Source organism: Pseudomonas sp. v388 (assembly GCF_003935425.1).
Lineage (GTDB): Bacteria > Pseudomonadota > Gammaproteobacteria > Pseudomonadales > Pseudomonadaceae > Aquipseudomonas.
In genome coordinates this window covers 216615-240829 of sequence record NZ_RHQN01000009.1, presented here as the reverse complement: position 1 = coordinate 240829, position 24215 = coordinate 216615, and the positions used below count along the sequence as shown (strand labels likewise).

At 61.6% G+C, this 24215-nt stretch carries 29 protein-coding genes; 12 read left to right on the top strand and 17 right to left on the bottom strand.

Features of this window, described 5'->3' with window-relative positions:
* Nucleotides 1-14: 14 nt before the first annotated feature.
* A complete protein-coding gene (gene mutM / locus EGJ27_RS20890; RefSeq protein ID WP_125832645.1) occupies nucleotides 15-827 on the top strand; it encodes a bifunctional DNA-formamidopyrimidine glycosylase/DNA-(apurinic or apyrimidinic site) lyase in 813 nt (270 codons plus the stop codon).
* Nucleotides 828-948: 121 nt separating this feature from the next.
* Nucleotides 949-1287, top strand: coding sequence for a multidrug transporter (locus tag EGJ27_RS20885; RefSeq protein WP_125832644.1), 339 nt, complete (start codon nucleotides 949-951; stop codon nucleotides 1285-1287).
* A 5-nt stretch (nucleotides 1288-1292) separates the two neighbouring features.
* Here the strand turns inward: EGJ27_RS20885 and EGJ27_RS20880 are convergent, their stop codons facing one another.
* Complete coding sequence (locus EGJ27_RS20880; RefSeq protein WP_125832643.1) at nucleotides 1293-1544, bottom strand: YfhL family 4Fe-4S dicluster ferredoxin; 252 nt, start codon at nucleotides 1542-1544, stop codon at nucleotides 1293-1295.
* 103 nt (nucleotides 1545-1647) lie between these two features.
* Nucleotides 1648-2127 carry a pantetheine-phosphate adenylyltransferase gene (gene coaD, locus EGJ27_RS20875; RefSeq protein WP_125832642.1) on the bottom strand — a complete coding sequence of 160 codons (480 nt, stop codon included), beginning with the start codon at nucleotides 2125-2127 and terminating at the stop codon, nucleotides 1648-1650.
* Nucleotides 2128-2326: 199 nt separating this feature from the next.
* Here coaD and EGJ27_RS20870 point away from each other — a divergent pair, with 199 nt between their 5' ends.
* Nucleotides 2327-3181, top strand: coding sequence for a sulfurtransferase (locus EGJ27_RS20870; RefSeq protein WP_125832641.1), 855 nt, complete (start codon nucleotides 2327-2329; stop codon nucleotides 3179-3181).
* On the opposite strand, the gene EGJ27_RS20865 is transcribed toward EGJ27_RS20870, so the two are convergent.
* The 4 genes from EGJ27_RS20865 to EGJ27_RS20850 form a co-directional block, all read right to left on the bottom strand.
* Nucleotides 3178-4233: a hydrolase gene (locus EGJ27_RS20865; RefSeq protein WP_125832640.1), complete on the bottom strand. Its 1056-nt coding sequence runs from the start codon at nucleotides 4231-4233 to the stop codon at nucleotides 3178-3180. The two genes, EGJ27_RS20870 and EGJ27_RS20865, sit on opposite strands and share 4 nt — an antisense overlap.
* Before the next feature lie 122 nt (nucleotides 4234-4355).
* Entirely contained in the window at nucleotides 4356-4940 is a 585-nt protein-coding gene (rsmD, locus tag EGJ27_RS20860; protein WP_125832639.1) for a 16S rRNA (guanine(966)-N(2))-methyltransferase RsmD, read from the bottom strand.
* On the bottom strand, nucleotides 4940-6409 hold the full coding sequence (locus EGJ27_RS20855; RefSeq protein WP_125832638.1) for a pitrilysin family protein: 1470 nt from the start codon (nucleotides 6407-6409) through the stop codon (nucleotides 4940-4942). Before EGJ27_RS20855 ends, rsmD begins: the two co-directional genes overlap by 1 nt.
* Nucleotides 6406-7758 (bottom strand): pitrilysin family protein, encoded by a 1353-nt coding sequence (locus EGJ27_RS20850; RefSeq protein ID WP_125832637.1) that lies wholly within the window; start codon nucleotides 7756-7758, stop codon nucleotides 6406-6408. Before EGJ27_RS20850 ends, EGJ27_RS20855 begins: the two co-directional genes overlap by 4 nt.
* A gap of 257 nt (nucleotides 7759-8015) precedes the next feature.
* On the opposite strand from EGJ27_RS20850, the gene ftsY reads away from it, so the two are divergent.
* The 4 genes from ftsY to rpoH all read left to right on the top strand — a co-directional run bounded on the left by ftsY (nucleotide 8016) and on the right by rpoH (nucleotide 12211).
* Entirely contained in the window at nucleotides 8016-9545 is a 1530-nt protein-coding gene (gene ftsY, locus EGJ27_RS20845) for a signal recognition particle-docking protein FtsY (RefSeq protein ID WP_125832636.1), read from the top strand.
* A complete protein-coding gene (gene ftsE / locus EGJ27_RS20840; protein ID WP_125832635.1) occupies nucleotides 9542-10213 on the top strand; it encodes a cell division ATP-binding protein FtsE in 672 nt (223 codons plus the stop codon). Before ftsY ends, ftsE begins: the two co-directional genes overlap by 4 nt.
* Nucleotides 10210-11241 carry a permease-like cell division protein FtsX gene (ftsX, locus tag EGJ27_RS20835; RefSeq protein ID WP_125832634.1) on the top strand — a complete coding sequence of 344 codons (1032 nt, stop codon included), beginning with the start codon at nucleotides 10210-10212 and terminating at the stop codon, nucleotides 11239-11241. Before ftsE ends, ftsX begins: the two co-directional genes overlap by 4 nt.
* Before the next feature lie 115 nt (nucleotides 11242-11356).
* Nucleotides 11357-12211: an RNA polymerase sigma factor RpoH gene (gene rpoH / locus EGJ27_RS20830; protein WP_125832633.1), complete on the top strand. Its 855-nt coding sequence runs from the start codon at nucleotides 11357-11359 to the stop codon at nucleotides 12209-12211.
* 83 nt (nucleotides 12212-12294) lie between these two features.
* Here rpoH and mtgA read toward each other — a convergent pair whose 3' ends face one another.
* On the bottom strand, nucleotides 12295-13005 hold the full coding sequence (gene mtgA / locus EGJ27_RS20825) for a monofunctional biosynthetic peptidoglycan transglycosylase (protein ID WP_125832712.1): 711 nt from the start codon (nucleotides 13003-13005) through the stop codon (nucleotides 12295-12297).
* A gap of 80 nt (nucleotides 13006-13085) precedes the next feature.
* Between mtgA and EGJ27_RS20820 the strand changes: the two genes are divergently transcribed.
* The 4 genes from EGJ27_RS20820 (at nucleotide 13086) to trmB (ending at nucleotide 15353) form a co-directional block, all read left to right on the top strand.
* A complete protein-coding gene (locus EGJ27_RS20820) occupies nucleotides 13086-13469 on the top strand; it encodes a DUF423 domain-containing protein (RefSeq protein WP_125832632.1) in 384 nt (127 codons plus the stop codon).
* A gap of 92 nt (nucleotides 13470-13561) precedes the next feature.
* Nucleotides 13562-13762: a sulfur carrier protein ThiS gene (thiS, locus tag EGJ27_RS20815; RefSeq protein ID WP_125832631.1), complete on the top strand. Its 201-nt coding sequence runs from the start codon at nucleotides 13562-13564 to the stop codon at nucleotides 13760-13762.
* A 51-nt stretch (nucleotides 13763-13813) separates the two neighbouring features.
* Nucleotides 13814-14608, top strand: a complete 795-nt coding sequence (locus EGJ27_RS20810) for a thiazole synthase (RefSeq protein ID WP_125832630.1) — start codon at nucleotides 13814-13816, stop codon at nucleotides 14606-14608.
* A gap of 97 nt (nucleotides 14609-14705) precedes the next feature.
* Nucleotides 14706-15353, top strand: coding sequence for a tRNA (guanosine(46)-N7)-methyltransferase TrmB (gene trmB, locus EGJ27_RS20805; RefSeq protein ID WP_218568061.1), 648 nt, complete (start codon nucleotides 14706-14708; stop codon nucleotides 15351-15353).
* A gap of 112 nt (nucleotides 15354-15465) precedes the next feature.
* On the opposite strand, the gene EGJ27_RS20800 is transcribed toward trmB, so the two are convergent.
* The 9 genes from EGJ27_RS20800 to EGJ27_RS20760 form a co-directional block, all read right to left on the bottom strand.
* Nucleotides 15466-15789, bottom strand: coding sequence for a DUF3392 domain-containing protein (locus EGJ27_RS20800; RefSeq protein ID WP_125832628.1), 324 nt, complete (start codon nucleotides 15787-15789; stop codon nucleotides 15466-15468).
* Nucleotides 15790-15798: 9 nt separating this feature from the next.
* Nucleotides 15799-17013, bottom strand: coding sequence for a radical SAM family heme chaperone HemW (gene hemW, locus EGJ27_RS20795; protein WP_125832627.1), 1215 nt, complete (start codon nucleotides 17011-17013; stop codon nucleotides 15799-15801).
* A complete protein-coding gene (gene rdgB / locus EGJ27_RS20790) occupies nucleotides 17010-17606 on the bottom strand; it encodes an RdgB/HAM1 family non-canonical purine NTP pyrophosphatase (RefSeq protein WP_177523070.1) in 597 nt (198 codons plus the stop codon). Before rdgB ends, hemW begins: the two co-directional genes overlap by 4 nt.
* A complete protein-coding gene (locus EGJ27_RS20785; RefSeq protein ID WP_125832626.1) occupies nucleotides 17603-18037 on the bottom strand; it encodes a DUF4426 domain-containing protein in 435 nt (144 codons plus the stop codon). The genes rdgB and EGJ27_RS20785 overlap by 4 nt, the downstream gene beginning before the upstream one ends.
* 23 nt (nucleotides 18038-18060) lie before the next feature.
* The gene (gene metW, locus EGJ27_RS20780) at nucleotides 18061-18681 is read right to left on the bottom strand and encodes a methionine biosynthesis protein MetW (protein ID WP_125832625.1); all 621 of its coding nucleotides are present in this window, start codon (nucleotides 18679-18681) and stop codon (nucleotides 18061-18063) included.
* 7 nt (nucleotides 18682-18688) lie between these two features.
* Nucleotides 18689-19828, bottom strand: coding sequence for a homoserine O-acetyltransferase (locus EGJ27_RS20775; RefSeq protein WP_125832624.1), 1140 nt, complete (start codon nucleotides 19826-19828; stop codon nucleotides 18689-18691).
* 190 nt (nucleotides 19829-20018) lie between these two features.
* Entirely contained in the window at nucleotides 20019-20609 is a 591-nt protein-coding gene (locus EGJ27_RS20770; protein ID WP_125832623.1) for a YggT family protein, read from the bottom strand.
* Between the two features lie 28 nt (nucleotides 20610-20637).
* A complete protein-coding gene (proC, locus tag EGJ27_RS20765) occupies nucleotides 20638-21456 on the bottom strand; it encodes a pyrroline-5-carboxylate reductase (RefSeq protein WP_125832622.1) in 819 nt (272 codons plus the stop codon).
* A 24-nt stretch (nucleotides 21457-21480) separates the two neighbouring features.
* Nucleotides 21481-22167 (bottom strand): YggS family pyridoxal phosphate-dependent enzyme, encoded by a 687-nt coding sequence (locus EGJ27_RS20760; RefSeq protein ID WP_125832621.1) that lies wholly within the window; start codon nucleotides 22165-22167, stop codon nucleotides 21481-21483.
* Between the two features lie 55 nt (nucleotides 22168-22222).
* Here EGJ27_RS20760 and EGJ27_RS20755 point away from each other — a divergent pair, with 55 nt between their 5' ends.
* Entirely contained in the window at nucleotides 22223-23257 is a 1035-nt protein-coding gene (locus EGJ27_RS20755) for a type IV pilus twitching motility protein PilT (protein WP_125832620.1), read from the top strand.
* Nucleotides 23258-23323: 66 nt separating this feature from the next.
* Here EGJ27_RS20755 and EGJ27_RS20750 read toward each other — a convergent pair whose 3' ends face one another.
* Nucleotides 23324-24007, bottom strand: a complete 684-nt coding sequence (locus EGJ27_RS20750) for a C40 family peptidase (protein WP_125832619.1) — start codon at nucleotides 24005-24007, stop codon at nucleotides 23324-23326.
* Between the last annotated feature and the right edge of the window lie 208 nt (nucleotides 24008-24215).

Genomic DNA, 24215 nt, shown 5'->3' with positions numbered 1-24215 from the left:
TTGTCGAGTTACCCATGCCTGAATTACCAGAAGTTGAAACCACCCGCCGAGGGATTGCGCCTCACCTGGAAGGGCAGCGCGTCAGTCGCGTGATCGTCCGTGACCGGCGCTTGCGCTGGCCCGTGCCCGAAGACCTGGACGTGCGGCTGTCCGGTCAGCGAATCGTCGAGGTCACCCGGCGGGCCAAGTATCTGCTGATCCAGGCCGAAGCTGGCACGCTTATCAGCCACCTGGGAATGTCCGGAAACCTGCGGCTGGTCGAAGCCGGGTTGCCCGCGCTCAAGCACGAGCACCTGGATATCGAGCTGGAATCGGGTCTGGCGCTGCGCTACACCGATCCACGGCGCTTCGGTGCGATGCTCTGGAGCCTGGACCCGCACAATCATGAGTTGTTGATTCGCCTCGGACCGGAGCCGTTGACCGATCTGTTCGACGGCGAACGGTTGTTCGAGCGCTCCCGCGGCAAGTCCATTGCGGTCAAACCGTTCATCATGGACAACGCCGTGGTGGTTGGGGTGGGCAATATCTATGCGACCGAAGCGCTGTTCGCTGCCGGCATCGATCCGCGGCGCGAAGCCAAAAGCATCTCCCGTCTGCGTTACCTGAAGCTGGCGGTGGAGATCAAGCGCATTCTGGCCTATGCCATCGAGCGCGGCGGCACCACCTTGCGCGACTTCATCGGCGGTGACGGCAAGCCGGGCTATTTTCAGCAGGAGCTGTTCGTTTACGGTCGCGGCGGGCAACCGTGCAAGGTGTGCGGCACGACGTTGCGGGAGATCAAGTTGGGGCAGCGGGCGAGCGTCTATTGCCCCAAATGCCAACGCTGAATGTGCGGCCTGCCCGTCGGCGTGACCCTGGCAACACTTGAAATACCTGGCGCCTTGCTTAATGCCGAACGCTGTTTATAGTGATCGGCATCCCAACTCGCTACGCCTGAAGGACCAAGCCATGAGCCTGTTTCGTATTCTCGCTGCCACCCTGGCGTTATTCATCGGCCTGCAGGCAGTGCCCGCCATGGCCAACGACATACCTGCCGGCAGCGGCGATCCGGTCTACACCATTGAAAATCCCCCGACCTACGCGATGATCGGCGATCTTCTGATTGCGCGGCCGTTGCTGATCGTCGCCACGGTCATCAGCACCGGACTGTTCGTGGTAGCGGCGCCTTTCGCGGCGGCAGGGGGCAATTTCAAGGCGGCGGCGAAAGCGATGGTGGTCGAGCCGGGCAAGGCGGCGTTCGTCCGTTGCCTGGGCTGCACCACCTCGGGTTACGGCAAGACTGACTGAGGTGATCAGGCCTTGGTCGTGATGAGCCGGTACTTTTCCATCAGCTGTTCCTTGCTCTCGACACGATTTTCATCCAGCGGGATGCAATCGACCGGGCAAACCTGCTGGCACTGCGGTTCGTCGTAGTGCCCAACGCACTCGGTACACAGGCTCGGATTGATCACGTAGATCTCTTCGCCTTGTGAAATCGCCTCGTTCGGGCACTCGGGTTCGCAGACGTCGCAGTTGATGCAATCGTCAGTGATGATAAGGGACATGAAACACTCCTGCCGTGGGTCTGGCCAGGGCATATGAAAACCAATGCGGCGAATTGTGCCGCATTAGGCTTCGGTATGCACCTGCACGTTTGTGCAGAAATGTTCAGCGCTTGAATCGTTCGGTCAGTGCGTCGGCGACCGCCGGGTGTACGAACTTGGTGATATCCCCGCCCAAAGCCGCAATTTCGCGCACCAGTGTCGAGGAAATGAACGAATAGCGCTCCGACGGCGTGAGGAACAGACTTTCCACATCCGGCGCCAGTTGGCGGTTCATATTGGCCAGCTGGAACTCGTATTCGAAGTCGGACACTGCCCGCAGGCCGCGCAGGAACACATTGGCGTTCTGCTCCTTGGCGAACTGCGCCAGCAGGGTCGAAAACCCCACCACTTCGACGTTGGGCAGGTGTCTGGTGACCTCACGTGCCAGTTCCACGCGCTGTTCCAGGGGAAACAGCGGGTTTTTCTTGGGGCTGGCTGCGACGGCAATGACCACTTGGTCGAACAGGCGCGAGGCGCGCTCGACCAGATCTCCATGGCCCTTGGTGATAGGGTCGAAGGTGCCTGGGTACAACACTCGGTTCATCGCGTCGTCCTGGTCGGAGTCCGTTGTGGGACTCGGATGGTATCGCAGCCTTCCCGGTGGGCCAAGCCGAAGCGGCTCAGGTAAAGGTCGTATTGTGCCGATTATCGGTCATGTTTCATCCATCCCGGCCTCTGGCCCCTGTTGCCGAACGGGCCTGTAGACCCTGTATAGTCGACTCCATTGCCCCAAGGAGTCCGCCATGTCCATCGCGCAACTGATCAGTCCTCAACAATTGGCCGCCCGTCAACGAGCACCGGGTGTGGTGATTCTCGATTGTCGTTTTGATCTGGGAGATCCGGACTACGGTCAGCGTAGTTATGCACTCGGACACATAGACGGCTCGTCGTTCGCCGATCTGGAGCGCGATCTCAGTGGGCCCGTCAGCAAGGGCAAGACCGGCCGTCATCCGCTGCCCGATCCGAAGCGTCTGGTGCAACGTCTTCAGGCCTGGGGCATCGATCAGGACAGCCAGGTCATCCTGTACGACGACGGTCCGGGTGCCTACGCTGCCCGGGCCTGGTGGTTGCTGGCCTGGCTGGGCAAGCGTGAAGGCGTGTATCTGCTGGATGGCGGATTGAAGGCCTGGCATGCCGCCGGCCTGCCCTTGAGCCTCGATCCCGCCGGCATTGAACCCGGAAACTTTGCAGGCGAGCCGGACATGTCGCTGGTGCTCAGTTCCAGCCGCCTGCAAGGGCGCTTGGGCCGAGCGCAGATGACTCTGCTCGATGCGCGCGCCGAGCCGCGTTTTCGTGGGGAGGTCGAGCCCATCGACCCGGTTGCCGGTCATATTCCCGGCGCCCAATGTGCCGCGTTCACCGACAATCTCGGCCCTGACGGGCGTTTTCTGGCACCGCAACAGCTCAGGCAGCGCTTCGCCGAAAAACTGCAAGGGCGTGCGCCGGAGCAATTGGTGGCGTATTGCGGTTCGGGCGTTACGGCGTGTCACAACCTGTTTGCGCTCTGCCTGGCAGGCTTTCCACTGGGAACGCTGTACGCAGGTTCCTGGAGCGAATGGATCACCGATCCTGCACGCGAAGTAGCGACCGGCGCTTAACCTGCATCGTTGGCGTAGGGATTGTCCCGTTCATGGGCAATCCCCAGCCACAGCGGAATGCGCCGTTCCAGATAGTACCCCGGCGTCTTGAGCGAGCCATCGACGAACCCGACATGTCCGCCCTTGGCATGCAGCTCGAACTCGGTGCTCGCCGACAGTTCGCCCGCCTCCGGCAGGCTGTGCGGGAAAACGAAAGGGTCGTCTGCGGCCTGGATGATCAGCGTCGGCGTTTGTATGCGGCTGAGGAAAAACCGACTCGATGCGCGCCGATAGTAATCCTGGGCATCGACATAGCCATGCAGCGGCGCGGTGACCCGGCCGTCGAACTCCCAGAACGTGCGCATGTTTTCCAGCGAACCCAGCGCCGCAAGTTCGGCAAGCCCCTCGCTAAGTCCTTCATGCTGGAAGCGGCGCTGTTTCTCACGGATGTACGAGAGCATCTCGCGCATGAAATGCCGCTGATAGATCCGGGAAAAGCCCTGGCCCATGCGGTTGGCGCTCTCGTCCAGACGAAACGGCACCGAAACTGCGACAGCGCCCAGCAACTCGCTGTCCGCTCCGACTTCCCCCAGATGTTTGAGCAGAACATTGCCACCGAGCGAATAGCCGACTGCATAGAGCGGGGCCAAAGGCCGTAACGCGCGCAGGTGTTCGATCACTTCGGCCAGGTCTTCACTGGCGCCTGAGTGATAGCTGCGCGACAGCAGGTTCGGCTCGCCGGAACAGCCTCGCCAGTTCAGCGCGACACTGGCCCAGCCTTGTGTCGCCATCGCCTTCTGCAGCCCGGCCACGTAAGGCGAGTTGGACGACCCCGTCAGACCGTGGAGTACCAGAACCAGTGGTGCGTCCGCCTCATGCGGGCCGTGCCAGTCGAGGTCGAGAAAGTCTCCGTCCTTGAGCCACATCCGCTCCCGCGTGCGCGCCAGCAAGGTTCGCTTGCGCCATAACGGCCCCCACAAGGTCTGCAGATGTGGATTGCCCAAGCCGCGCGCGGGTACGAACGGCGTCGTGAACGATAGATGGGAAGGCGTAGTAGGCACGGTCTTGCTCATCGAAAAAGGCGGTGGCCGGTAAAAGCTACGTTGCCACTAAGCGGGGCGGGATGTAAGAGGGTGAGCCCGACAGCGCGACTGAAGGTGTTCCAGTGCAACCATCGGGCTTTTGAGGCGCAGGATCAGCCGCGCTGCCAGAGCGCGTAATACACCTGACCAGCCTTCTTCTCGCGATGCAGGCGCCAGCTCCCCGGCAGGCCGGTGGTCGATGGCGCGTTTTCGCTTTCGGTGTAGATCCAGGCGTTTTCCGCCAGCCAGCCGCGGCTTTCCAGCAGAGCGCAGGCCGAAGCCAGCAGGCCCTGGTGGAATGGCGGGTCAAGGAAGACCACGTCGAATGCAGTCACTTCGGCGGTTTCCAGGTGGCGCAAGGCATCAGCCTGTGCGACTTGCCCGCTCGTGCAGTTCAGCGCCTTCAGGTTCTGGCGCAGGCTGGCGATGGCCGCCGGATTGCTGTCCAGCGCCAGACCCGCGCTGGCGCCGCGGGAAAGCGCTTCGAAGTACAGCGCGCCGCTACCAGCGAACACGTCGAGTACTTTGGCACCTGCGATGTAAGGTGCCAGCCAGTTGAACAGGGTTTCGCGGACCCGGTCGGGGGTAGGGCGCAGGCCCGGCGCGTCGGTGAAGGTCAGCTTGCGGCTGCCCCATTCCCCGCCAATGATGCGAAGTTGGCCCAGGCCGCTATGGCCTTTTGGACGTGGATTGGCCATCAGTGCTCCGGAACTCCAGTAGGTTGCTGGACGGGATGGGCGGTAGGTGCCGGCAGTTCTTTCTGCGCCACGGTCGGGCCAACGGTCACGACCACCATTTTGTCCGCATCCAGATGTTTGTTCATCGCCGCCTTGACCTGCTCGATCGTCACGCTTTGCGCCTGGTTCAGGTAGTCCTCCAGGTAGGTCAGCGGCAGATTGTAGAAACCGATGGCGCCCAGTTGGCCGACAATCGCCGAGTTGCTGGCGGCGGACAGCGGGAAACTGCCGGTCAGCTCGCGTTTGACGTCATCGAGTTCCTTCTGGGTCGGGCCATTGGCGAGGAAGTCGCGCACGATGTCCTGGACCAGCTTGAGCGTGTTCTGGCTCATGTCGGCACGGGTTTGCAGGCCGATCAGGAATGGCCCCTGAACCTGCATCGCGGTAAATCCGGAGGACACGCCGTAGGTCAGGCCGCGCTTTTCGCGCACTTCGGTCATCAGGCGGCTACCGAAGCCACCTCCGCCGAGCACGGAATTGCCGACGGTCAGCGCTGCATAATCCGGGTCGTTGCGGTCGATACCCAGCTGCGCCAGCATCAGGTGCGTCTGATTGGACGCGAACTCGATATGCGTCACGCCAGCCTTGGGCTCCACGGGCGCGGCGACCTTGGGAAGCGCCGGCCCTTTGGGCAGCGCCGACGACACCTGCGCGGCAATGGCTTGTGCTTCGTCGCGAGAGAGGTCACCCACCAGAGCGATCACTGCATTACCGGCTGCGTATGCCTTGGCATGGAAAGCCTTCAGTTGGGCGATATCGATGGCCTTGATGCTCTCGGCAGTGCCGTCGCTTGGATGAGCGTAGGGGTGGTCGCCGTAGACCTGCTTGAACAACGCTTTGCTGGCGATGGCGCCCGGATTCTGCTTCTGGTACTCGAAGCTGGCCAGCAGCTGGTTCTTGATGCGAGCCAGCGAGTCGGCCGGGAAGGTCGGTTTGCCCAGCACTTCGCTGAACAGCTTCAGGGCAGGCTCACGCTTGTCGGCAGCACTCAGGCTACGCAGCGAAGCGACCGCCATGTCGCGATAGGCACCGTTGCCGAAGTCCGCACCCAGCCCTTCGAAGCCCTGGGCGATGGCGGTGACGTCCTTGCCCTTGATGCCTTCGTTGAGCATGGCGTTGGTCAGAGTAGCAATGCCGGGGGCCTTCTGGTCCTGGCTGCTGCCGGCGGCAAAGGTCAGGCGCAGGTCGAACATCGGCAACTCGCGGGATTCGACGAACAGTACCTTGGCGCCTTCGGCGGTGTTCCAGCTCTGGATATCCAGGGTTCGGCGAGCCGGAGCCTGGCCGTTGAGTTGCTTGAGCGATTCCAGCTTGCTGCCCAGGGCCGGCGGCGTTTCGTCAGCCATGACCGGCTGTGCGACCAGCACGCCAAGCGAGGCTGCGAAAACCAGGCCGAACAGCGCGTGACGTGACGCATTGCGCTTGATCATTTGGCTTTCTCCTCAGGCAGAACATGCGCAACGCTGAGGCGCTCGCGGGTGAAATAAGTGTTGGCGGCTTTCTGGATATCTTCCGGGGACACGCTTTGCAGCGCCTGCACCTCGTTGTCCATCAGCCTCCAGGACAGGCCCACGGTTTCCAGTTCGCCGATCATGGTCGCCTGGCTGGTGATCGAATCGCGCTCGAAGACCACGCTTGCAATGACCTGCGCCCGCACCCGCTCCAGCTCCTCGGCCGACGGAGCCTTGGTTTTCAGCTCGTCGAGCAGTTTCCAGATGCCGGCTTCCACGTCCGCCAGGGTCTTTTTCTTCTGAAGGTTCGGCGTGGCGCTGATCATGAACAGGCTGTCGCCCCGGGCGTAGCCGTCGTAGTGCGCGGCGGCGCCGGACACCAGCTCCTGCTGGCGCTCCAGGCGTGTGGAGATGCGTGCGCTGTAGCCGCCGTCGAGAAGCGCCGCGATCAGGCGCAGGGCGTTGACCGAGCGCGGGTCTTCGGCGGTCGACTGACTCGGAACGTTGAAGCCGTACATCAGGCTGGGCAGCTGGGTCTGCACATGCAGGGTAATGCGCCGCTCACCGGGCTCGGCCAGCTCAAGAGGCTGTTTCGAAGGCGGCACATCACGGCGTGGAATCGCCCCGAAGAAGCGCTGCGCCAACGCCTTGACCTCGTCAGGCTTCACGTCGCCCACCACCACCAGCGTGGCGTTGTTCGGCGCGTACCAGGATTGGTACCAATGGCGCAGTTCCTCGACCTTCATCCGGTTAAGGTCGGCCATCCAGCCAATGGTGGGTGTGTGGTAGCCGCTGGCCGGATAGGCCATGGCCTTGAAACGCTCGAATGCCTTGCTGGCCGGCTTGTCATCGGTGCGCAGGCGGCGTTCTTCCTTGATGACTTCGATCTCGCGGCTGAATTCGTCCGCCGGCAGCTTCAAGGTCGCCATGCGGTCGGCTTCCAGCTCCAGGGCAACGCTCAGGCGGTCACGCGCCAGCACCTGGTAGTACGCGGTGTAGTCGTCGCTGGTGAAGGCGTTCTCTTCGGCACCCAGGTCACGCAGGATCAGTGAGGATTCGCCGGGGCCGGTCTTGCTGCTGCCCTTGAACATCATGTGTTCCAGGGCGTGGGACAGGCCGGTCTGGCCGGGCGTTTCATAGCTGGAGCCGACCTTGTACCAGATCTGTGACACCACGACCGGGGCTCGGTGGTCTTCGCGGACAATGACTTTCAGGCCGTTATCGAGCATGAATTCATGAGTAGGTTGCGGATCGGCGGCCAATGCTGTCAGGGGCAGACAAATCGTGCTGAGCAGCAGGCCTGCGGCGCGGCGGGCTAGAGCATTCATTCGTAGTTTGAACCTGTAGGACGGCCCGCTTGAACTTAGCGTCGGCGGGCGCGGGGGTGTTAGGATACTGATCCGTTTGCGACAGAAACAGCCTTCACTGGCCAAATCCAGATGAAACCTGTGTCAGGGCGCAGTGGAATGCTGCCCGCATAGTACGGTGGTGAGTGAACAAGCGGTCGTTAATGCAGTCTGTTTTTGATGCCAGAATTTTCCGAGACGCCCTCTGGCGTTTCGCTACTTTGAGATAGCCGTCCTCCATGTTTGGTTCCAACGACGACAAGAAGAACCCAGCCGCGGCTGGCGAGAAGAAAGGCCTGTTCGGGTGGCTGCGCAAAAAGCCGCAGCAAGCCGAGCCGCAGCCCGAAGAACTCCCTGTAACCGAGCCCGAAAAGGCCGAGCAGGCCCCGTTGCTCGCCGACACTGCGCGGGTCGAGCAACCGCGGGTTGATACGCCGGCCACGCCGCAGACAACCGAGGCGCCGGTTCAGCCGGGCGAGCCTTCGGCTCGGCCGTGGTTGACGCTGCCGGTGGCCGAAGAATCGGTGGCGCTGATCGACGAACTGGAACCGCACGTCACCCCGCCGATTCCAGAGCAGGGTCACGTCCGCTCGGTGCCCGAGCCGGTTCGCCAGCCCGCGTTCGAGCCGCAGTTTCCCATCCAGCCCGAACCTGCGGCTGCGCTGGACGTGATACCTGTCAGTGTGCCGGAGCCTGTGCTGGTGGCGCCTGAGCCTGAGCCGATTGCCGCTTCGCTCGTCGAGCAGCCTGCCGCTCTGGTGCAAGAGCCGGTCATCGAGCCCGTTCCGGCAGTGCCGACGGTCATCGCGCCTGCGGCACCTGAAGCCGAGTCGGCCAAGGTCGGGTTCTTTGCACGCCTGAAACAAGGTCTGTCGAAGACCAGCGCCAGCATCGGCGAAGGCATGGCCAGTCTGTTCCTGGGCAAGAAGGCCATCGATGACGACTTGCTCGAAGAAATCGAGACCCGCCTGCTCACCGCTGACGTCGGCGTCGAAGCTACATCGGTCATCATCCAGAGCCTGACCCAGAAAGTGGCACGCAAGCAGCTGACCGATGCCCAGGCGTTGTACACGTCTCTGCAGGGTGAGCTGGCAGCCATGCTCAAGCCGGTCGAGCAACCCTTGGTCATCAAGGCCGAGAAAAAGCCGTTCGTGATCCTGGTCGTGGGTGTCAACGGTGCGGGCAAGACCACCACCATCGGCAAGCTGGCCAAGAAGCTGCAACTGGAAGGCAAGAAAGTCATGCTCGCGGCGGGCGATACGTTCCGTGCCGCTGCCGTCGAGCAGTTGCAGGTCTGGGGTGAGCGTAACCAGATTCCGGTGATCGCCCAGCATACGGGCGCCGACTCGGCTTCGGTGATCTTCGACGCCGTGCAGGCAGCCAAGGCGCGTGGCATTGATGTGCTGATCGCCGACACGGCCGGTCGCCTGCACACCAAAGACAACCTGATGGAAGAGTTGAAGAAGGTTCGCCGCGTGATCGGCAAGCTGGATGTCGAAGCTCCGCATGAAGTCCTGCTGGTGCTGGACGCTGGTACTGGTCAGAACGCCATCAATCAGGCCAAGCAATTCAACCAGACGGTCACCCTCACCGGGCTGGCCCTGACTAAACTCGATGGCACGGCCAAGGGCGGCGTGATCTTCGCGCTGGCCAAGCAGTTCGGCCTGCCGATCCGTTATATCGGCGTCGGCGAAGGCATTGACGACCTGCGCACCTTCGAAGCCGAGCCTTTCGTGCAGGCGCTATTTGCGGAGCGGGAGCGTACATGATCCGGTTCGAGCAGGTCGGCAAGCGCTACCCGAATGGCCATGTAGGGTTGCATGAACTGAGCTTTCGAGTGCGTCGTGGCGAATTCCTGTTCGTTACCGGGCACTCGGGCGCAGGCAAAAGCACGTTGTTGCGCCTGCTGCTGGCAATGGAACGTCCGACCACCGGCAAACTGATGCTGGCCGGTCAGGACCTTGGCCAGATCAGCAATGCGCAGATTCCTTTTCTGCGTCGTCAGATCGGTGTGGTTTTCCAGAATCACCAGTTGCTGTTCGACCGAACGGTGTTCAACAACATCGCGTTGCCGTTGCAGATTCTCGGATTGTCCAAGGCTGAGATCCTCAAGCGTGTGGATTCGGCGCTGGAGCGCGTGGCGTTGTCCGACAAGGCCGACCTGTACCCTGGTGACCTGTCCACCGGGCAGCAACAGCGGGTCGGTATCGCACGGGCCATCGTGCATCGCCCGGCCTTGCTCCTGGCTGACGAGCCGACCGGCAACCTCGATCCACGTCTGGCGGCGGAAATCATGGGCGTGTTTGAAGACATCAACCGGCTGGGCACCAGCGTGCTGATTGCCAGCCACGACCTGGCGCTGATCGCCCGTATGCGCCATCGCATGCTGACTCTGCAACGCGGTCGTCTGATCGGTGACGGGGAGGCCGGGGTATGAGTGCTACGCGCAGTCCCAAGGTATCCGAACGCGTCGCCCCCAAGGCGGCGGACCCGGTTCCGGCAAAGAAAAAACAGCGCCACGACCACGATGATGACGGCCCGGACTTCAAGACGCTGCTGGCGGCGTGGCTGGAAAGTCACCGTTCCAGCCTCATGGACAGCCTGCGTCGCCTGGGCAAACAGCCGATCGGCAGCTTCTTTACCTGTCTGGTAATGGCGATTGCGTTGAGCCTGCCGATGGGGCTTTCGTTGCTGCTCAGCAACGTCGAGCGCCTGGGCGGTTCGTGGCAGCGTGCCGCGCAGATCTCGATCTATCTGAACCTGGATGCCAGCAGCGCCGACGGCACGCGTCTGCGCGACGAGATCCAGGCCATGCCGGGCGTGTCGCAGGCTGAATACATCAGCAGCGAACAGGCACTTACCGAGTTCCAACAGCAGTCCGGATTGGGCGAAGCGCTCAAGGAACTGCCGGAAAACCCGCTGCCCGGTGTGGTACTGGTGACGCCCAATGAAGTCGACAAACCGGCGCTTGAAGCATTGCGTACCCGGCTGGCCGAGCTGCCCAAGGTTCAGCAGGCCCAGCTGGACCTGGTGTGGGTCGAGCGTCTGGCGGCGATTCTCAAGTTGGGTGATCGTTTCGTCTTCGGCTTGACGGTTCTGCTGGTCTCGGCTTTGCTGTTGGTCATCGGCAACACCATCCGGCTGCATATCGAGAATCGCCGAACCGAAATCGAAGTCATCAAGCTGGTGGGCGGCACGGACAGCTACGTGCGCCGCCCTTTCCTTTATATGGGGGCGCTGTATGGCTTCGGCGCGGGGGTCCTGTCCTGGGGCGTGCTGGCCTATGGCCTGAACTGGCTCAACGGTGCGGTAACCGGCCTGGCCGGGCTTTATGGCAGCGACTTCGCACTGGACGGCGTTCCGGCGGGCGATGGTTTTTCGCTCTTGCTAGGGGCGGTGTTGTTAGGGTATATCGGTGCTTGGATTGCGGTCGCCCGCCATTTGCGAGAGCTGGCGCCAAGGTAAGCTAAATTTTGTTTCACCAATTGACTTCTTTTGTTGTGGGAACTTGTCTAGCGGTTCCCCAGTCAATTTGGCAGTGCTCAACTGCACGAGTCATGTGAGTCGGAGGTTTTTTCGTATGACCACTTCTTTGCAACCTGCTTATGCCTTAGTCCCGGGTGCGAACCTCGAGGCCTACGTGCATACGGTCAACAGCATTCCATTGCTGACGCCTGAGCAGGAGCGTGAACTGGCTGAGAGTCTCTATTATGAGCAGGATCTGGGGGCGGCTCGGCAGATGGTCCTCGCCCACCTGCGTTTTGTCGTGCATATCGCACGCAGCTATTCGGGGTACGGTCTGGCGCAGGCCGACCTGATCCAGGAAGGTAATGTCGGCCTGATGAAGGCTGTGAAGCGCTTCAACCCGGAAATGGGTGTGCGCCTGGTGTCCTTTGCCGTGCACTGGATCAAGGCCGAGATTCACGAATTCATCCTGCGTAACTGGCGGATCGTGAAGGTCGCGACCACCAAGGCGCAGCGCAAGCTGTTCTTCAACCTGCGCAGCCAGAAGAAGCGTCTGGCATGGCTGAACAACGACGAAGTACATCGCGTCGCGGAAAGCCTGGGTGTCGAGCCGCGCGAAGTGCGCGAGATGGAAAGCCGCCTGACCGGGCACGATATGGCGTTCGATCCGGCTTCCGAGGCCGATGACGACAGCGCGTTCCAGTCGCCGTCCAACTACCTGGAAGACCACCGCTACGATCCGGCCCGTCAGCTGGAAGATTCGGACTGGACCGACAGCTCCACCGCCAATCTGCATCAGGCGCTGGATGTGCTGGACGAACGCAGCCGTGACATTCTCTACCAGCGCTGGCTGGCGGAAGAAAAGGCCACGCTGCACGACCTGGCGCAGAAGTACAACGTTTCGGCCGAGCGTATTCGTCAGCTGGAAAAGAGCGCGATGAACAAGCTCAAGACGTCGATTGCCGCATAACGCGATGCTGCAAGACAAAACGCCCCGATCTGATCGGGGCGTTTTTGTTTGCCAGGCACATTCCTACAAAAATGCGGCCCGTATCAAAATCTGCGGCTGTGATTCAACCCCGCCAGATAACCTTCACCGCCCAGCTGCCGCATCTGCTGGCGTATCCAGCCTGCGCGGCGTGATACGTAACTGCCGGGGCGGCCGGCGCTCCATTGGCGAGGGTTGGGCAGCACGGCCGCGAGATAGCTCGACTGCTGCGTGCTCAGTGCGCTGGCATTGACCCGGAAATGATGCTGCGCCGCTGCCTGTGCGCCAAACACGCCTTCATCCCACTCGACGCTGTTGAGGTACACCTCAAGGATGCGCTCCTTGGACCACAGCAACTCGATCAGCAGGGTAAACCACGCTTCCAGCGCCTTGCGCACATAGCTGCGGCCTGACCACAGGAACAGATTCTTCGAGACCTGCTGGCTCAGCGTGCTGGCGCCGCGAATCGAGCCGCCGCGCTCGTTGTGCAGGATCGCGGCCTGTATCGCATCGACATCGAACCCCCAATGCTCGGCAAATTTCTGGTCTTCGCCAGCGATGACCGCCACCTTGAGGCTGTCGGCGATCTTTTCCCACGGCTGCCACGTGCGTTGCAGGTCGATAGGCTGCCCGTCGATCCACGATTCGATCTTGCGCTCGACCATCAGCGCCGTACCGGGCGGCGGTACCCAGCGCAGGGCCAGGACCAGAACGAAGCTGCCCGCTGCGAACCACAGCAGGACCTTGACGACACGTCGGAATAGAAACTGCAGCATAGAGATGGCTTGGCCGAACCCGTTGAGCGGGCCATTATACAGACCGTGCGCCTTTGGACGATTTTTCACGGGAGATCCTGATGCTTCGTAGCTTTTTGATGCTGGCCGCTTTTTTCGGCTTCACCGGAGTCGGTCTGGGAGCCTTTGCCGCCCACAGCCTGAAGAACCGACTGAGTCCGGAATACCTGGCGATATTTCACACCGGCGTGCTCTATCAACTGATTCACGCGCTGGCGTTGCTGGGCGTCGCGGTACTGGCGGCGCAACTGCCGGGCAGGCTGGTGACCTGGGCCGGGTTTTCCTTCGCGCTGGGCATCGTGTTGTTTTCCGGCAGCCTTTACGTGCTGACGCTCAGCGGTTTCAGCAAGCTGGGAATCATCACGCCGTTCGGCGGGCTGGCGTTTCTGGTGGGCTGGGCTCTGCTGGGGCTGGCAGCCTGGCGCCTGGGTGGTGCCGCAGGCTGAGAGCGGCCAAGACGAATGGCGCGGCTTTGCCTTGGTCATCAAGGCCGATCGGGCTAGAATGCTGGCCCCCTAAAAATGATGGCTGCTCTCGCATGCGCATTCAGTTGAACGGTGAATCCTTTGAGTTGGCCGACGGCGAAACCGTCTCGGCGTTACTGGCCCGCCTGGACCTCGTCGGGCGCCGGGTCGCGGTCGAGCTGAACCTGGATATCGTGCCGCGCAGCCAGCATGAGTCTACGATCCTGTCCGAAGGCGACCAGGTCGAAGTGGTTCATGCCATTGGCGGCGGTTAGATTCCGGCCCTGGCCTGGCAACGACTCCCATCTTGTAGAAGAGGAATTCCGATGAGCAATGCACGCAGCGACACGCCATTCGTTCTGGCCGGTCGGACCTTTGAATCGCGCCTGCTGGTAGGCACCGGCAAGTATGCCGACATGGAACAGACCCGGCTGGCCATCGAGGCCTCGGGTGCCGAAATCGTGACCGTTGCCGTGCGCCGCACCAACCTGGGCCAGAACCCGGGTGAGCCGAACCTGCTGGATGTCCTGCCGCCGGACCGCTACACCATCCTGCCCAACACTGCCGGCTGCTTCGACGCTACCGAAGCCGTGCGCACGTGCCGCCTGTCCCGCGAACTGCTCGACGGTCGCAATCTGGTGAAGCTGGAAGTCCTGGCTGACCAGAAAACCCTGTTTCCCAACGTGATCGAAACCCTCAAGGCGGCCGAAGTGCTGGTCAAGGATGGTTTCGACGTGATGGTGTACACCAGCGATGATCCGATCATCGCCCGCCAGCTGGCCGAAATCGGCTGCATCGCGATCATGCCGTTGGCCGGTCTGATCGGCAGTGGGCTGGGCATCTGCAATCCGTACAACCTGCAGATCATCCTTGAAGAAACCAAAGTCCCGGTGCTGGTGGATGCCGGTGTCGGCACCGCTTCCGACGCCACCATCGCCATGGAGCTGGGTTGTGAAGCCGTATTGATGAACTCGGCCATCGCCCATGCCCAGCAGCCGGTCATGATGGCGCAAGCCATGAAACACGCTGTAATTGCCGGACGCCTGGCGTACCTCGCCGGGCGCATGCCTCGAAAACTCTATGCCAGCGCATCCTCGCCGCTGGATGGCCTGATCAAGTAAGAGCCCGTTGATGACTGATTCGCACGTTCCGCACCCAGAGTCGCCTGCTACCGAACAAGGCGAAGAGCGCCAGCACCGCCGCATCAAGAGTTTCGTGATGCGCGCCGGTCGCATGACCGAAGGCCAGCAGCGCGGCCTGGATCAGGGGCGGCCGAAATTCGGTCTGTCACTGACGGACACGCCGGTGGACTTCGACCAGGTGTTCGGCCGCTCGGCACCGCGTACCCTGGAAATCGGCTTTGGCATGGGCCACTCGCTGCTGGAAATGGCGGCTGCGGCGCCCGAGCAGGACTTCATCGGCGTGGAAGTGCATTACCCCGGCGTTGGCGCGCTGCTCAATGGCGTGCTGACCCAAGGTCTGACCAACGTTCGTGTCTATGACTGCGATGCCATCGAGGTCTTGAACCGCTGCATCGCCGACAACAGCCTGGATCGCCTGATGCTGTTCTTCCCGGACCCGTGGCACAAGAGCCGTCATCACAAGCGTCGCATCGTCCAGCCGGAATTCGCGGCATTGGTGCGCAGCAAGCTGAAGACGGGCGGTGTGTTCCACATGGCGACCGATTGGGGGCCGTACGCTGAGTACATGCTGGAAGTGATGAGCGTAGCGCCGGGCTATCGCAACCAGGCGCAAGACAACCAGTACGTGCCACGCCCGGCCGAACGCCCGATCACCAAGTTCGAACGCCGCGGCGAGCGGCTGGGGCACGGGGTTTGGGACTTGAAGTTCGAGAAAGTTGACTGATCACACGATGTAGGAGCTTGCTCGCGAAGAGGCCGGTACAGCCGCAGCGGATGTTTCTGCATGAATACCGCTTTGGCGAGCAGCTCGCTCCTACAGGTTTGCGGCGCATTGTTTACTTTCTGTCCGCAATCACCCCGATCAGCACCAGCACGACCAGCAGCACCGGCGCCAGGCTGTAGTTGTTGAACTGGCTCAGGCCGCGTATCACCCACGGCGTGGCGTAAATCAGCGCCACGCCGCTGCCCAAAGTGCAGAGGATGGCCAGCAGCGGGATACGGATGGCGCCGGTCATGCTGCCGATGCGCTGTTCAAGCCAGCCTTTGACGTCCGAGCCGAACAGCACCAGCAGGCAGCCTACCAACGCCAAAGCGATTTCCGACAGGTTGCTGCGACTCCAGCGCGAGATGGTGGCAAGCAGGTCGAGTACGAGATCCATTCAGGGTCCTTAGATCAGAAAATATTGCAGCAGGTCGTTGAGGAACAACTGGCCTTGCGGCGTCGCGACCAGGCGATCCGGATCGGCTTTCAGCAGCCCGCGTTGCTCGGCTTGTCGGCGTGCCTCTGCGAGCGAGTCGACGCTTAGACCGGTCCTTTGCTGAAATAATGCAGCCGCGACGCCATCGGTCAGGCGCAGCGCGTTCATCAAAAACTCGAAAGGCAGCTCTTCGATGGTCAGCCGCTTCGAACCGGCCTGAAACGGCTTGGCCGGGTTCAGATAATCCTTGGGCAGCCGGGTTTTCCAGGTGCGGACGATGCGTCCGTCAGGATGGCTCAACTTGCCGTGAGCGCCGGCGCCAATGCCGATGAAGTCGCCGAAGGCCCAATAATTGAGATTGTGCCGCGCCGCCTTGCCCGGCTGCGCGTAAGCCGACACTTCGTATTGCGCATACCCGTTGTCAGCCAGCAGTTGCTGCCCGGTTTCCTGAATATCCCAAAGGATGTCGTCTTCGGGCAGTACCGGCGGCTGGTTCCAGAACACCGTGTTGGGCTCCAGTGTCAGCTGATACCACGACAGGTGTGTCGGTGCGAGGGCGATGGCCTGGCGCAGGTCGTCGAGCGCTTCGTCCTGGGACTGGTCCGGCAAGCCGTGCATCAGGTCCAGGTTGAAGTTATCGAAGCCTGCCTGACGGGCCATGTCAGCTGCGCGGATGGCTTCGTCGCCATTGTGAATACGGCCAAGCGCCTTGAGTTTGGCTTCCTGAAAGCTCTGGATGCCGATGGACAGGCGATTGATGCCCAGACCGCGATAGGCGCTGAACTTGACCTGCTCGAAGGTGCCCGGATTGGCTTCCAGGGTGATTTCGATGTCGCTGGCGAAGCGAATCCGCTGCTCGACACCCGCCAGCAACCGGCCCAGCGACTGGGCGCTGAACAGGCTGGGCGTACCACCGCCGAAAAAGATCGAACGCAACTCCCGGCCATGAACGTGGGCCAGGTCCTGATCGAGGTCCGCCAGCAGCGCGTCGACGTATTCTTCTTCGGGAAGCACCGGGCTGGCTGTATGGGAGTTGAAGTCGCAGTACGGGCATTTGCGCACGCACCACGGAATGTGGATGTACAGCGACAAAGGCGGCAGCTGTGGCAGCGCGATTCCGGGTGTAGCAGACGAAAAACCGCTCTGGCCCGGAAACAGCAGTTGAACGGGTGTGTCGTGGGTCATTGCAGACCCAGGCGTTGCCGCAGCAGAACCATGGCGCGGGCGCGATGGCTGAGCTGGTTCTTTTCGGTGGGACTCAGTTCAGCGCTGGAGCAATCGCGCTCCGGAACCCAGAACAGCGGGTCGTAGCCAAAGCCGTGCTCGCCACTGGCCGCGTGCAGGATACGCCCGTGCCACAGCCCTTCACAAAGGATCGGCAGCGGGTCATCGGCATGGCGCACCAAGGCCAGCACGCAGACGAACTGCGCACCGCGTTGCTCCTCGGGTACGTCCTTCAATGCGTCGAGCAGCTTGGCGTTGTTCGCCGCGTCGCCTTTGCCGTCGGCATAGCGGGCCGAATAGATGCCCGGCGCACCGCCAAGAAAGTCCACCGCCAGGCCCGAATCGTCGGCCAGCGCGGGGAGATTCGACAGACGTGATGCATTGCGCGCCTTGAGGATCGCGTTTTCGACGAAGGACAGGCCGGTTTCCTCCGGCTCGATCTGGCTGAATTCGCCCACCGAGCGCAGCTGCACGCTGTCGCCGAGCATGGCCTGGAGTTCTTTGAGCTTGCCAGCGTTATGGCTGGCCAGTACGAGTTGCGAAAGGTTCATCATTGGCCTGGGAACAGTTCCTGGTTGAAGCTGAAGCGGTTAGTGGCGCCGCCCGCCTGAACGGTGATATCGAAAATCCGGGTTTCCTGTTGCGGCACGGGGAACTGGGCGAGAAAGGAGACCGCGCCGCGCTCGGTCACCTGCCTGAAACGCAACGGCACCGGCTCGCCGGTCAGGTCCCGGATGGTTCCGGTGACGTTCGCCGGATATGGCTTGCCCGCCTTGAGGACCGAGACGTTGATCACGCCCTGGTCCTTGCTGCGGATCAGCTCGTAGCCCCTGGCGATCTCGGGTTGCAGGAAGGTCGAATTGAAGGTGTTGTAGTGGACGGTGATATCACCGAACGTCGTTTGCCGGGCACTGCTGATGGCGTCCGCTGCAATGGCCGTGGACCCGAGCAGCGCACTCAGCACAAATATCGCCAGACGCCTCATGTCGACTCTCCCGATGGCACTGGTTAAACGGCCACCTGATGGTCTGTCAGGCCCGGGCTGCTGACCCGATAGATGCCGATTTCACCCAACAGATTAGGCCAAAGTTTGCTGGCCCAGCCATGCCGATGCTGTTGATCGACGGCCAGCCGGTTGATGACTTGCGCCTGGCGCCCACGGCACAGCTCTTCGAAGTCTTCGAAGGTGCAGAAGTGGATGTTCGGCGTGTTGTACCAGGTATAGGGCAGGAATTCGGAAACCGGCATGCGGCCCTTGCTCGCCAGATACCAACGGCAGCGCCAGTGGCCGAAGTTGGGGAAGGTGATGATGCACTGACGGCCGACCCGCAGCATCTCGTCAAGAATGCGGTCGGGATAATGCACCGCCTGCAAAGCCTGGGTCATGACCACGATGTCGAAGCTGTTGCTGGCGAAGTTGCCCAGGCCCTTGTCCAGGTCCTGTTCGATGACATTGATGCCCTTGGCCACGCATTCGGCGATGTTGTGCGGGTCGTTTTCCAGGCCGTAGCCGGTGACCTGCTTGTTGTCGCGCAGCCAGGTCAGCAGCTCGCCATCGCCGCAGCCCAGGTCGAGCACGCGGCTGCCGGCGGGGATCCATTCCTGGATGATTTCTAGATCGGCTCTCATGGCATGCTCACAACGAAATTCGGTTCATGTAGTTACCGAAAGCCTGCAGGTAGCGCGGAATCGGGATCAGGAAAGCATCGTGGCCCTGCGGCGCGTCGATTTCCAGGTAGCAGACGTCCTTGCGCGCCGCCATCAGCGCGTCCACCAGTTCCCGCGAGCGGGCAGGGGAGAAGCGCCAGTCGGTGGTGAACGACATCACGCAGAACTTCGCCGTTGCATTGGCGAAGGTTTTGGCAAGGTTATCGTCGAAGTTGGCCGCCGGGTCGAAGTAGTCCAGCGCCTTGGTCATCAATAGATAAGTGTTGGCATCGAAGCGCCCGGAAAACTCTTCACCCTGATAGCGCAGGTAGCTCTCGACCTGGAATTCCACGCTGTGGAAGTCGTAGTTGAGCTTTTCGCTCTTGAGACCGCGGCCGAATTTTTCGCCCATCGAGTCATCGGACAGGTACGTGATGTGCCCGACCATGCGCGCCAGCATCAGCCCGCGCTTGGGAATTACGCCTTTTTCCTGGAAGGAGCCGCCATGGAATTCCGGATCGGTGAGAATCGCCTGGCGCGCCACTTCGTTGAAGGCGATGTTCTGTGCCGACAACTTGGGGGCCGAGGCGATTGCCAGGCAATGGCGCACGCGATCCGGGTAGCTGATGGTCCACTGCAGCGCCTGCATGCCGCCCAGGCTGCCGCCGACCACCGCCGCCCATTGCTCGATGCCCAGCCGGTCCGCCAGGCGTGCCTGGCTGTTGACCCAGTCTTCGACGGTAACCACCGGGAAGTTGGCGCCGAACGGCTTGTTGGTTTCCGGATCGTAGCTGCTCGGGCCGGTAGAGCCATTGCAGCCGCCCAGATTGTTGAGGCTGACGACGAAGAATTTGTTGGTGTCAATCGGTTTGCCCGGGCCAATGCAGCTGTCCCACCAACCCGGCTTGCGGTCGTCGGTGCTGTGGTAACCGGCTGCATGGTGGTGGCCTGACAGCGCATGGCAGATCAACACCGCATTGCTGCGCGCGGCATTGAGCTGGCCGTAGGTTTCGAAGATCAGATCATAGGCAGGCAAGGACCGGCCGCATGCCAGCGCCAGCGGTTCGCTGAAGTGCGCCAGTTGCGGGGTAACCAGGCCGACAGAGTCGTGGGGAAAGGCAGTGGGCATTGACCCTGTTCTCGCTTGAATGAGGCGTAAGTCTAAAGACCGCGAGGGGGAGCGGCAACAGAGGAATATTCAAGGCTGCAGGAGCGCAGCGGGCGGCGCTCCGCTTACCTGCGAAGAGGCCGTTACAGTCACAGCCTTTGCGCCGCCTGTACGACACTCTTCGCCGGCAAGCCGGCTCCTCCAGACAGTGTCAGATCAACATGCGCAAGACTTGAGGCATGCCGGTCATGGCCGCCAGGTTGTTGATGACCAGCATGTCCAGCAGCTTGAGCACCAGGAACGCCAGGATCGGCGAGATGTCCAGGCCGCCCAGGTTGGGCAGGACGCGGCGCAGCGGTGCCAGCAGCGGTTCGCAGATCTGGTTGACCAGTTCCGCGCCGGGATTGTGGCTGGCGGGCGCGACCCAGGACAGGATCACGCTGACGATCAGGGCGAAGAAGAAGATCTTCAGGAACAACGCGGTGACGCCAATGATTGCCCACACCAGCAGGCTCAGGGGATCGCCGGTGGTGCCATAGCTGAGCAGCAGGGTCAGCGCCATCAGGATGATCTGGATGATGATTGCCAGCACCAGCGACGACATGTCCAGCCCGAACAGGCTTGGAATGATCCGGCGCAGGGGCTTGAGCAGCGGCTGGGTGGCCTTGACCGTAAACTGGCTCAGCGGGTTATAGAAGTTGGCACGCACCAGTTGCAGCACGAAGCGCAACAGAATGATCAGCAGGTAAAGGCTGCCAAGAGTTTGCAGGATGTAAATTGCAGCGGTGTTCAGTCCGATCATCGATCTGCTCCGTCAAGAACCTGAAAAATTATTTGCCCAGCTGCTCGGCCATCTCGGCCGAACGGTGGTGGGCGGCGTCGAGCGCGGTCTGCACCTGTGCTTCGAAACCGCCATCCTGGAAAGCCTTGATGGCCGCTGCCGTAGTGCCGCCGGGCGAGGTGACGCGACGGCGCAGTTCACCGGCATCCACCTCGCTGCCGGTCGCCATCAGCGCAGCGCCCAGGGCGGTCTGTAGCGTGAGCTTCCGGGCGATCTCTTCCGGCAGGCCCAGTTTCACGCCTGCGGCGGTCATCGCCTCGATCATCAGGAAAAAATACGCCGGGCCGCTGCCGGAAACCGCCGTCACGGCATCCATCTGTTGTTCCTGCTCGACCCAGACAGCAATGCCCACGGCCGACAACAATTGCTCGGCCTGCTCGCGTTGCTTGTGGCTGACCTTGTCCGACGCGTACAAGCCGCTGGCACCCTGGCGCAGCAGGGACGGCGTGTTGGGCATGCAGCGCACGACCGGCTGTTCGCCCAGCCATTGGGTCAGGCTGGCGCAGGTAATGCCGGCAGCCACCGAAACCACCAGTTGCTCGGGTTTCAGGCTGGGCTTGAGCGCCTGGCAGACGGCTTTCATCATCTGCGGCTTGACCGCCAGTACCACGACCTGTGCGCCGTCGATGGCGTCGGCATTGTCAGCGAAGACCTTGATGCCGTGTTCGGTCGCGATGCGCTCGCGGGTTTCACTGCCCGGCGCACTGGCGCGGATCAGCGATGCGTCCACGCCTTGGGCACGCAGGCCGCCGATCAGACTGGCCGCCATGTTTCCTGCGCCAACGAAGGCGATACGAGTCTTGCTCATGAGCAGGTCCTTGAAGTGAAAAAGTTAGTTCTGGCCGTAGTCACGAGCACCAAACAGGGCGGTGCCGATCCGCACCCAGGTTGCGCCTTGGGCAATCGCGGCTTCCAGGTCGTGGCTCATGCCCATGGACAGTGTGTCGAGCGGCAGATTCAGGTTTTCCTGCAGGGTGCGTACCGCCGCGAACGCGGCGTTCTGGGCGTCGTGGTCGTCGGTGGGTTCCGGAATCGCCATGAGGCCACGCAGCTTCAGGCGCGGCAGGGTGTTGATGGCAGCCGCCAGCGCTGGCAGATCCCCGGGCGTACAGCCGGACTTGCTCGCCTCGCCACTGACATTGACCTGAATGCAGATGTTGAGCGGTTCCAGGCCTTCCGGCCGTTGTTCGGACAAGCGTTGGGCGATTTTCAGGCGATCCACGGAATGTACCCAGGCGAAGTTCTCGGCGATTGCGCGCGTCTTGTTCGACTGAATGGGGCCGATGAAATGCCAGCACAAGGGCAGGTCGGCCAATTGGGCCTGTTTACCCAGTGCTTCCTGCAAATAGTTTTCGCCAAAGTCACGCAGGCCGGCGGCAAACGCTTCGCGTATGGCGTCGGCGGGTTTGGTCTTGCTCACCGCCAGCAGGCCGACGGAACCGGGTGCGCGCTGCCCGGCGAGGGCCGCCGTGCGAATTCGCGATTCGAGCGTTGAAATGTTCGCTGCTATCGTGGACATTGATTTGTGCCAGCAGGGCTAAAGTCTGCGGCATTCTATGTGATTGAGGAGCTGTATGGATATTACCGAGCTGCTGGCGTTCAGCGCCAAACAGGGCGCGTCGGACTTACACCTCTCAGCGGGCCTGCCGCCGATGATCCGGGTTGATGGCGATGTGCGGCGCATCAACCTGCCGCCGCTGTACGCCAAGGAAGTCAAGGCGCTGATCTACGACATCATGAATGACAAGCAGCGTCAGGACTTCGAGGAACATCTTGAAACGGATTTCTCGTTCGAAGTGCCGGGCGTGGCGCGCTTCCGGGTCAACGCGTTCAACCAGAACCGCGGCGCCGGTGCGGTGTTCCGGACCATTCCGTCGAAGATTCTGAGCATGGAAGACTTGGGGATGGGCAGCGTATTCCGCAAGATCACCGATGTGCCGCGCGGCCTGATCCTGGTCACCGGGCCGACCGGCTCGGGCAAGTCGACGACGCTGGCGGCGATGATCGACTACCTGAACAGCAACAAGCATCACCATATCCTGACCATCGAAGACCCGATCGAATTCGTCCATGAGTCCAAGAAGTGCCTGGTCAATCAGCGTGAGGTTCACCGCGATACCCACGGTTTCGCCGAAGCGCTGCGCTCGGCACTGCGTGAAGACCCGGATGTGATTCTGGTGGGCGAGCTGCGGGACCTGGAAACCATTCGCCTGGCGTTGACCGCTGCGGAAACCGGTCACCTGGTGTTCGGCACCCTGCACACCACCTCGGCGGCCAAGACCATCGACCGGGTTGTCGACGTGTTCCCCGCGCAGGAAAAATCCATGATCCGCTCGATGCTGTCCGAATCGCTGCACGCAGTGGTGTCGCAGTCATTGCTCAAGAAAGTAGGCGGTGGCCGGGTGGCGGCCCATGAAATCATGATGGGAACACCGGCGATCCGGAACCTGATCCGCGAGGACAAAGTGGCGCAGATGTATTCGGCCATCCAGACCGGCGGCTCGACGGGAATGCAGACGCTGGACATGTGTCTGGCCGATCTGGTGAAGAAAGGCCTGATTACCCGCGAGAGCGCTCGGGAGAAGGCCAAGACGCCGGATAACTTCTGAACATGCAGGAGCGCGCCTGGCCGCGACCGGGACATAAAAGGCCTGCCGAGTGGCAGGCCTTTGTCATTAACGCTGAACGACCCGCAACTCGCCGCTCTGCTTGGGCAGCACGCGCTTGGCGATCTTGTAATGGCTGTTCCAGTACGGCTTCTTGAGCGTGTCGACAGTCACTTTCTTGCCACGGCGCGGTGCGTGGACGAAGCGGTCGTTGCCCAGATAGATGGCCACATGATTGATCCGGCGGCTCTTGATGTTGAAGAACAGCAGGTCGCCCGGTTTCAGATCCTTGCGATCGACCTTCTGCCCCTGGGCCTGAGCCATGGCGCTGGAGGTACGCGGCAGGTCGAGTTCACGCACGTCGTTGAAGGCGTATTTCACCAGGCCACTGCAATCCAGACCTTTGCCCGGCGTAGTGCCGCCCCAGCGATAAGGCGTGCCGACCGCTTGCAGCGCACGCTTGACCACAGCGTTGCCTTGCTTGGCGCTGCTCAGGGCCGCAGCCTTGGCAGTGGCAGACTTGACGGAATTCTTGCGCGAGAAAGGCATCTGAGCATCGCGATCGATCTTGATCTGCAATGGGAGGGTGCCCATGTTCACTGGCGTGGTACGTGTGGCGACAGTCGGGGAAAAATGACTTTTCGCGGTCAGGCCGGTAAAGCTCGCGGGTAATTGTTGCTCACGATTGGTGGCGTGGGCGGCCAGTGGCATCAACAGGCAGATGGTCAGCCATGTCTTGAAAAAAGGACGCATTGGATAGGCTCATGGTGGTCAGCGCGCAACTTTATAACAGCTTTTTCGACGATCCTGACCCCTTTTGTCGACTCGATCACACTCGCATCGTTGCGTTTTATGCGACACACTCTTTCTTTTTTCGACGTAATCCTTTTGGTAACAAGGGTTTGGGGCGTCGCGAGGCGCTTAGATGCCATACGTCGGAAGAGTTCCCTGAAGTCACACT

Coding starts and splice junctions, on each gene's coding strand:
- rpoH (WP_125832633.1), top strand. CDS start 11,357: ATGACCACTTCTTTGCAACCTGCTTATGCCTTAGTCCCGGGTGCGAAC.
- EGJ27_RS20760 (WP_125832621.1), bottom strand. CDS start 22,167: ATGTCCACGATAGCAGCGAACATTTCAACGCTCGAATCGCGAATTCGC.
- EGJ27_RS20870 (WP_125832641.1), top strand. CDS start 2,327: ATGTCCATCGCGCAACTGATCAGTCCTCAACAATTGGCCGCCCGTCAA.
- thiS (WP_125832631.1), top strand. CDS start 13,562: ATGCGCATTCAGTTGAACGGTGAATCCTTTGAGTTGGCCGACGGCGAA.
- EGJ27_RS20885 (WP_125832644.1), top strand. CDS start 949: ATGAGCCTGTTTCGTATTCTCGCTGCCACCCTGGCGTTATTCATCGGC.
- EGJ27_RS20865 (WP_125832640.1), bottom strand. CDS start 4,233: ATGAGCAAGACCGTGCCTACTACGCCTTCCCATCTATCGTTCACGACG.
- mtgA (WP_125832712.1), bottom strand. CDS start 13,005: ATGCTGCAGTTTCTATTCCGACGTGTCGTCAAGGTCCTGCTGTGGTTC.
- EGJ27_RS20820 (WP_125832632.1), top strand. CDS start 13,086: ATGCTTCGTAGCTTTTTGATGCTGGCCGCTTTTTTCGGCTTCACCGGA.
- ftsE (WP_125832635.1), top strand. CDS start 9,542: ATGATCCGGTTCGAGCAGGTCGGCAAGCGCTACCCGAATGGCCATGTA.
- EGJ27_RS20785 (WP_125832626.1), bottom strand. CDS start 18,037: ATGAGGCGTCTGGCGATATTTGTGCTGAGTGCGCTGCTCGGGTCCACG.
- EGJ27_RS20750 (WP_125832619.1), bottom strand. CDS start 24,007: ATGCGTCCTTTTTTCAAGACATGGCTGACCATCTGCCTGTTGATGCCA.
- EGJ27_RS20880 (WP_125832643.1), bottom strand. CDS start 1,544: ATGTCCCTTATCATCACTGACGATTGCATCAACTGCGACGTCTGCGAA.
- EGJ27_RS20755 (WP_125832620.1), top strand. CDS start 22,223: ATGGATATTACCGAGCTGCTGGCGTTCAGCGCCAAACAGGGCGCGTCG.
- rsmD (WP_125832639.1), bottom strand. CDS start 4,940: ATGGCCAATCCACGTCCAAAAGGCCATAGCGGCCTGGGCCAACTTCGC.
- EGJ27_RS20800 (WP_125832628.1), bottom strand. CDS start 15,789: ATGGATCTCGTACTCGACCTGCTTGCCACCATCTCGCGCTGGAGTCGC.
- rdgB (WP_177523070.1), bottom strand. CDS start 17,606: ATGATGAACCTTTCGCAACTCGTACTGGCCAGCCATAACGCTGGCAAG.
- EGJ27_RS20855 (WP_125832638.1), bottom strand. CDS start 6,409: ATGATCAAGCGCAATGCGTCACGTCACGCGCTGTTCGGCCTGGTTTTC.
- ftsX (WP_125832634.1), top strand. CDS start 10,210: ATGAGTGCTACGCGCAGTCCCAAGGTATCCGAACGCGTCGCCCCCAAG.
- metW (WP_125832625.1), bottom strand. CDS start 18,681: ATGAGAGCCGATCTAGAAATCATCCAGGAATGGATCCCCGCCGGCAGC.
- EGJ27_RS20770 (WP_125832623.1), bottom strand. CDS start 20,609: ATGATCGGACTGAACACCGCTGCAATTTACATCCTGCAAACTCTTGGC.
- EGJ27_RS20775 (WP_125832624.1), bottom strand. CDS start 19,828: ATGCCCACTGCCTTTCCCCACGACTCTGTCGGCCTGGTTACCCCGCAA.
- hemW (WP_125832627.1), bottom strand. CDS start 17,013: ATGACCCACGACACACCCGTTCAACTGCTGTTTCCGGGCCAGAGCGGT.
- mutM (WP_125832645.1), top strand. CDS start 15: ATGCCTGAATTACCAGAAGTTGAAACCACCCGCCGAGGGATTGCGCCT.
- ftsY (WP_125832636.1), top strand. CDS start 8,016: ATGTTTGGTTCCAACGACGACAAGAAGAACCCAGCCGCGGCTGGCGAG.
- coaD (WP_125832642.1), bottom strand. CDS start 2,127: ATGAACCGAGTGTTGTACCCAGGCACCTTCGACCCTATCACCAAGGGC.
- proC (WP_125832622.1), bottom strand. CDS start 21,456: ATGAGCAAGACTCGTATCGCCTTCGTTGGCGCAGGAAACATGGCGGCC.
- EGJ27_RS20850 (WP_125832637.1), bottom strand. CDS start 7,758: ATGAATGCTCTAGCCCGCCGCGCCGCAGGCCTGCTGCTCAGCACGATT.
- trmB (WP_218568061.1), top strand. CDS start 14,706: ATGCGCGCCGGTCGCATGACCGAAGGCCAGCAGCGCGGCCTGGATCAG.
- EGJ27_RS20810 (WP_125832630.1), top strand. CDS start 13,814: ATGAGCAATGCACGCAGCGACACGCCATTCGTTCTGGCCGGTCGGACC.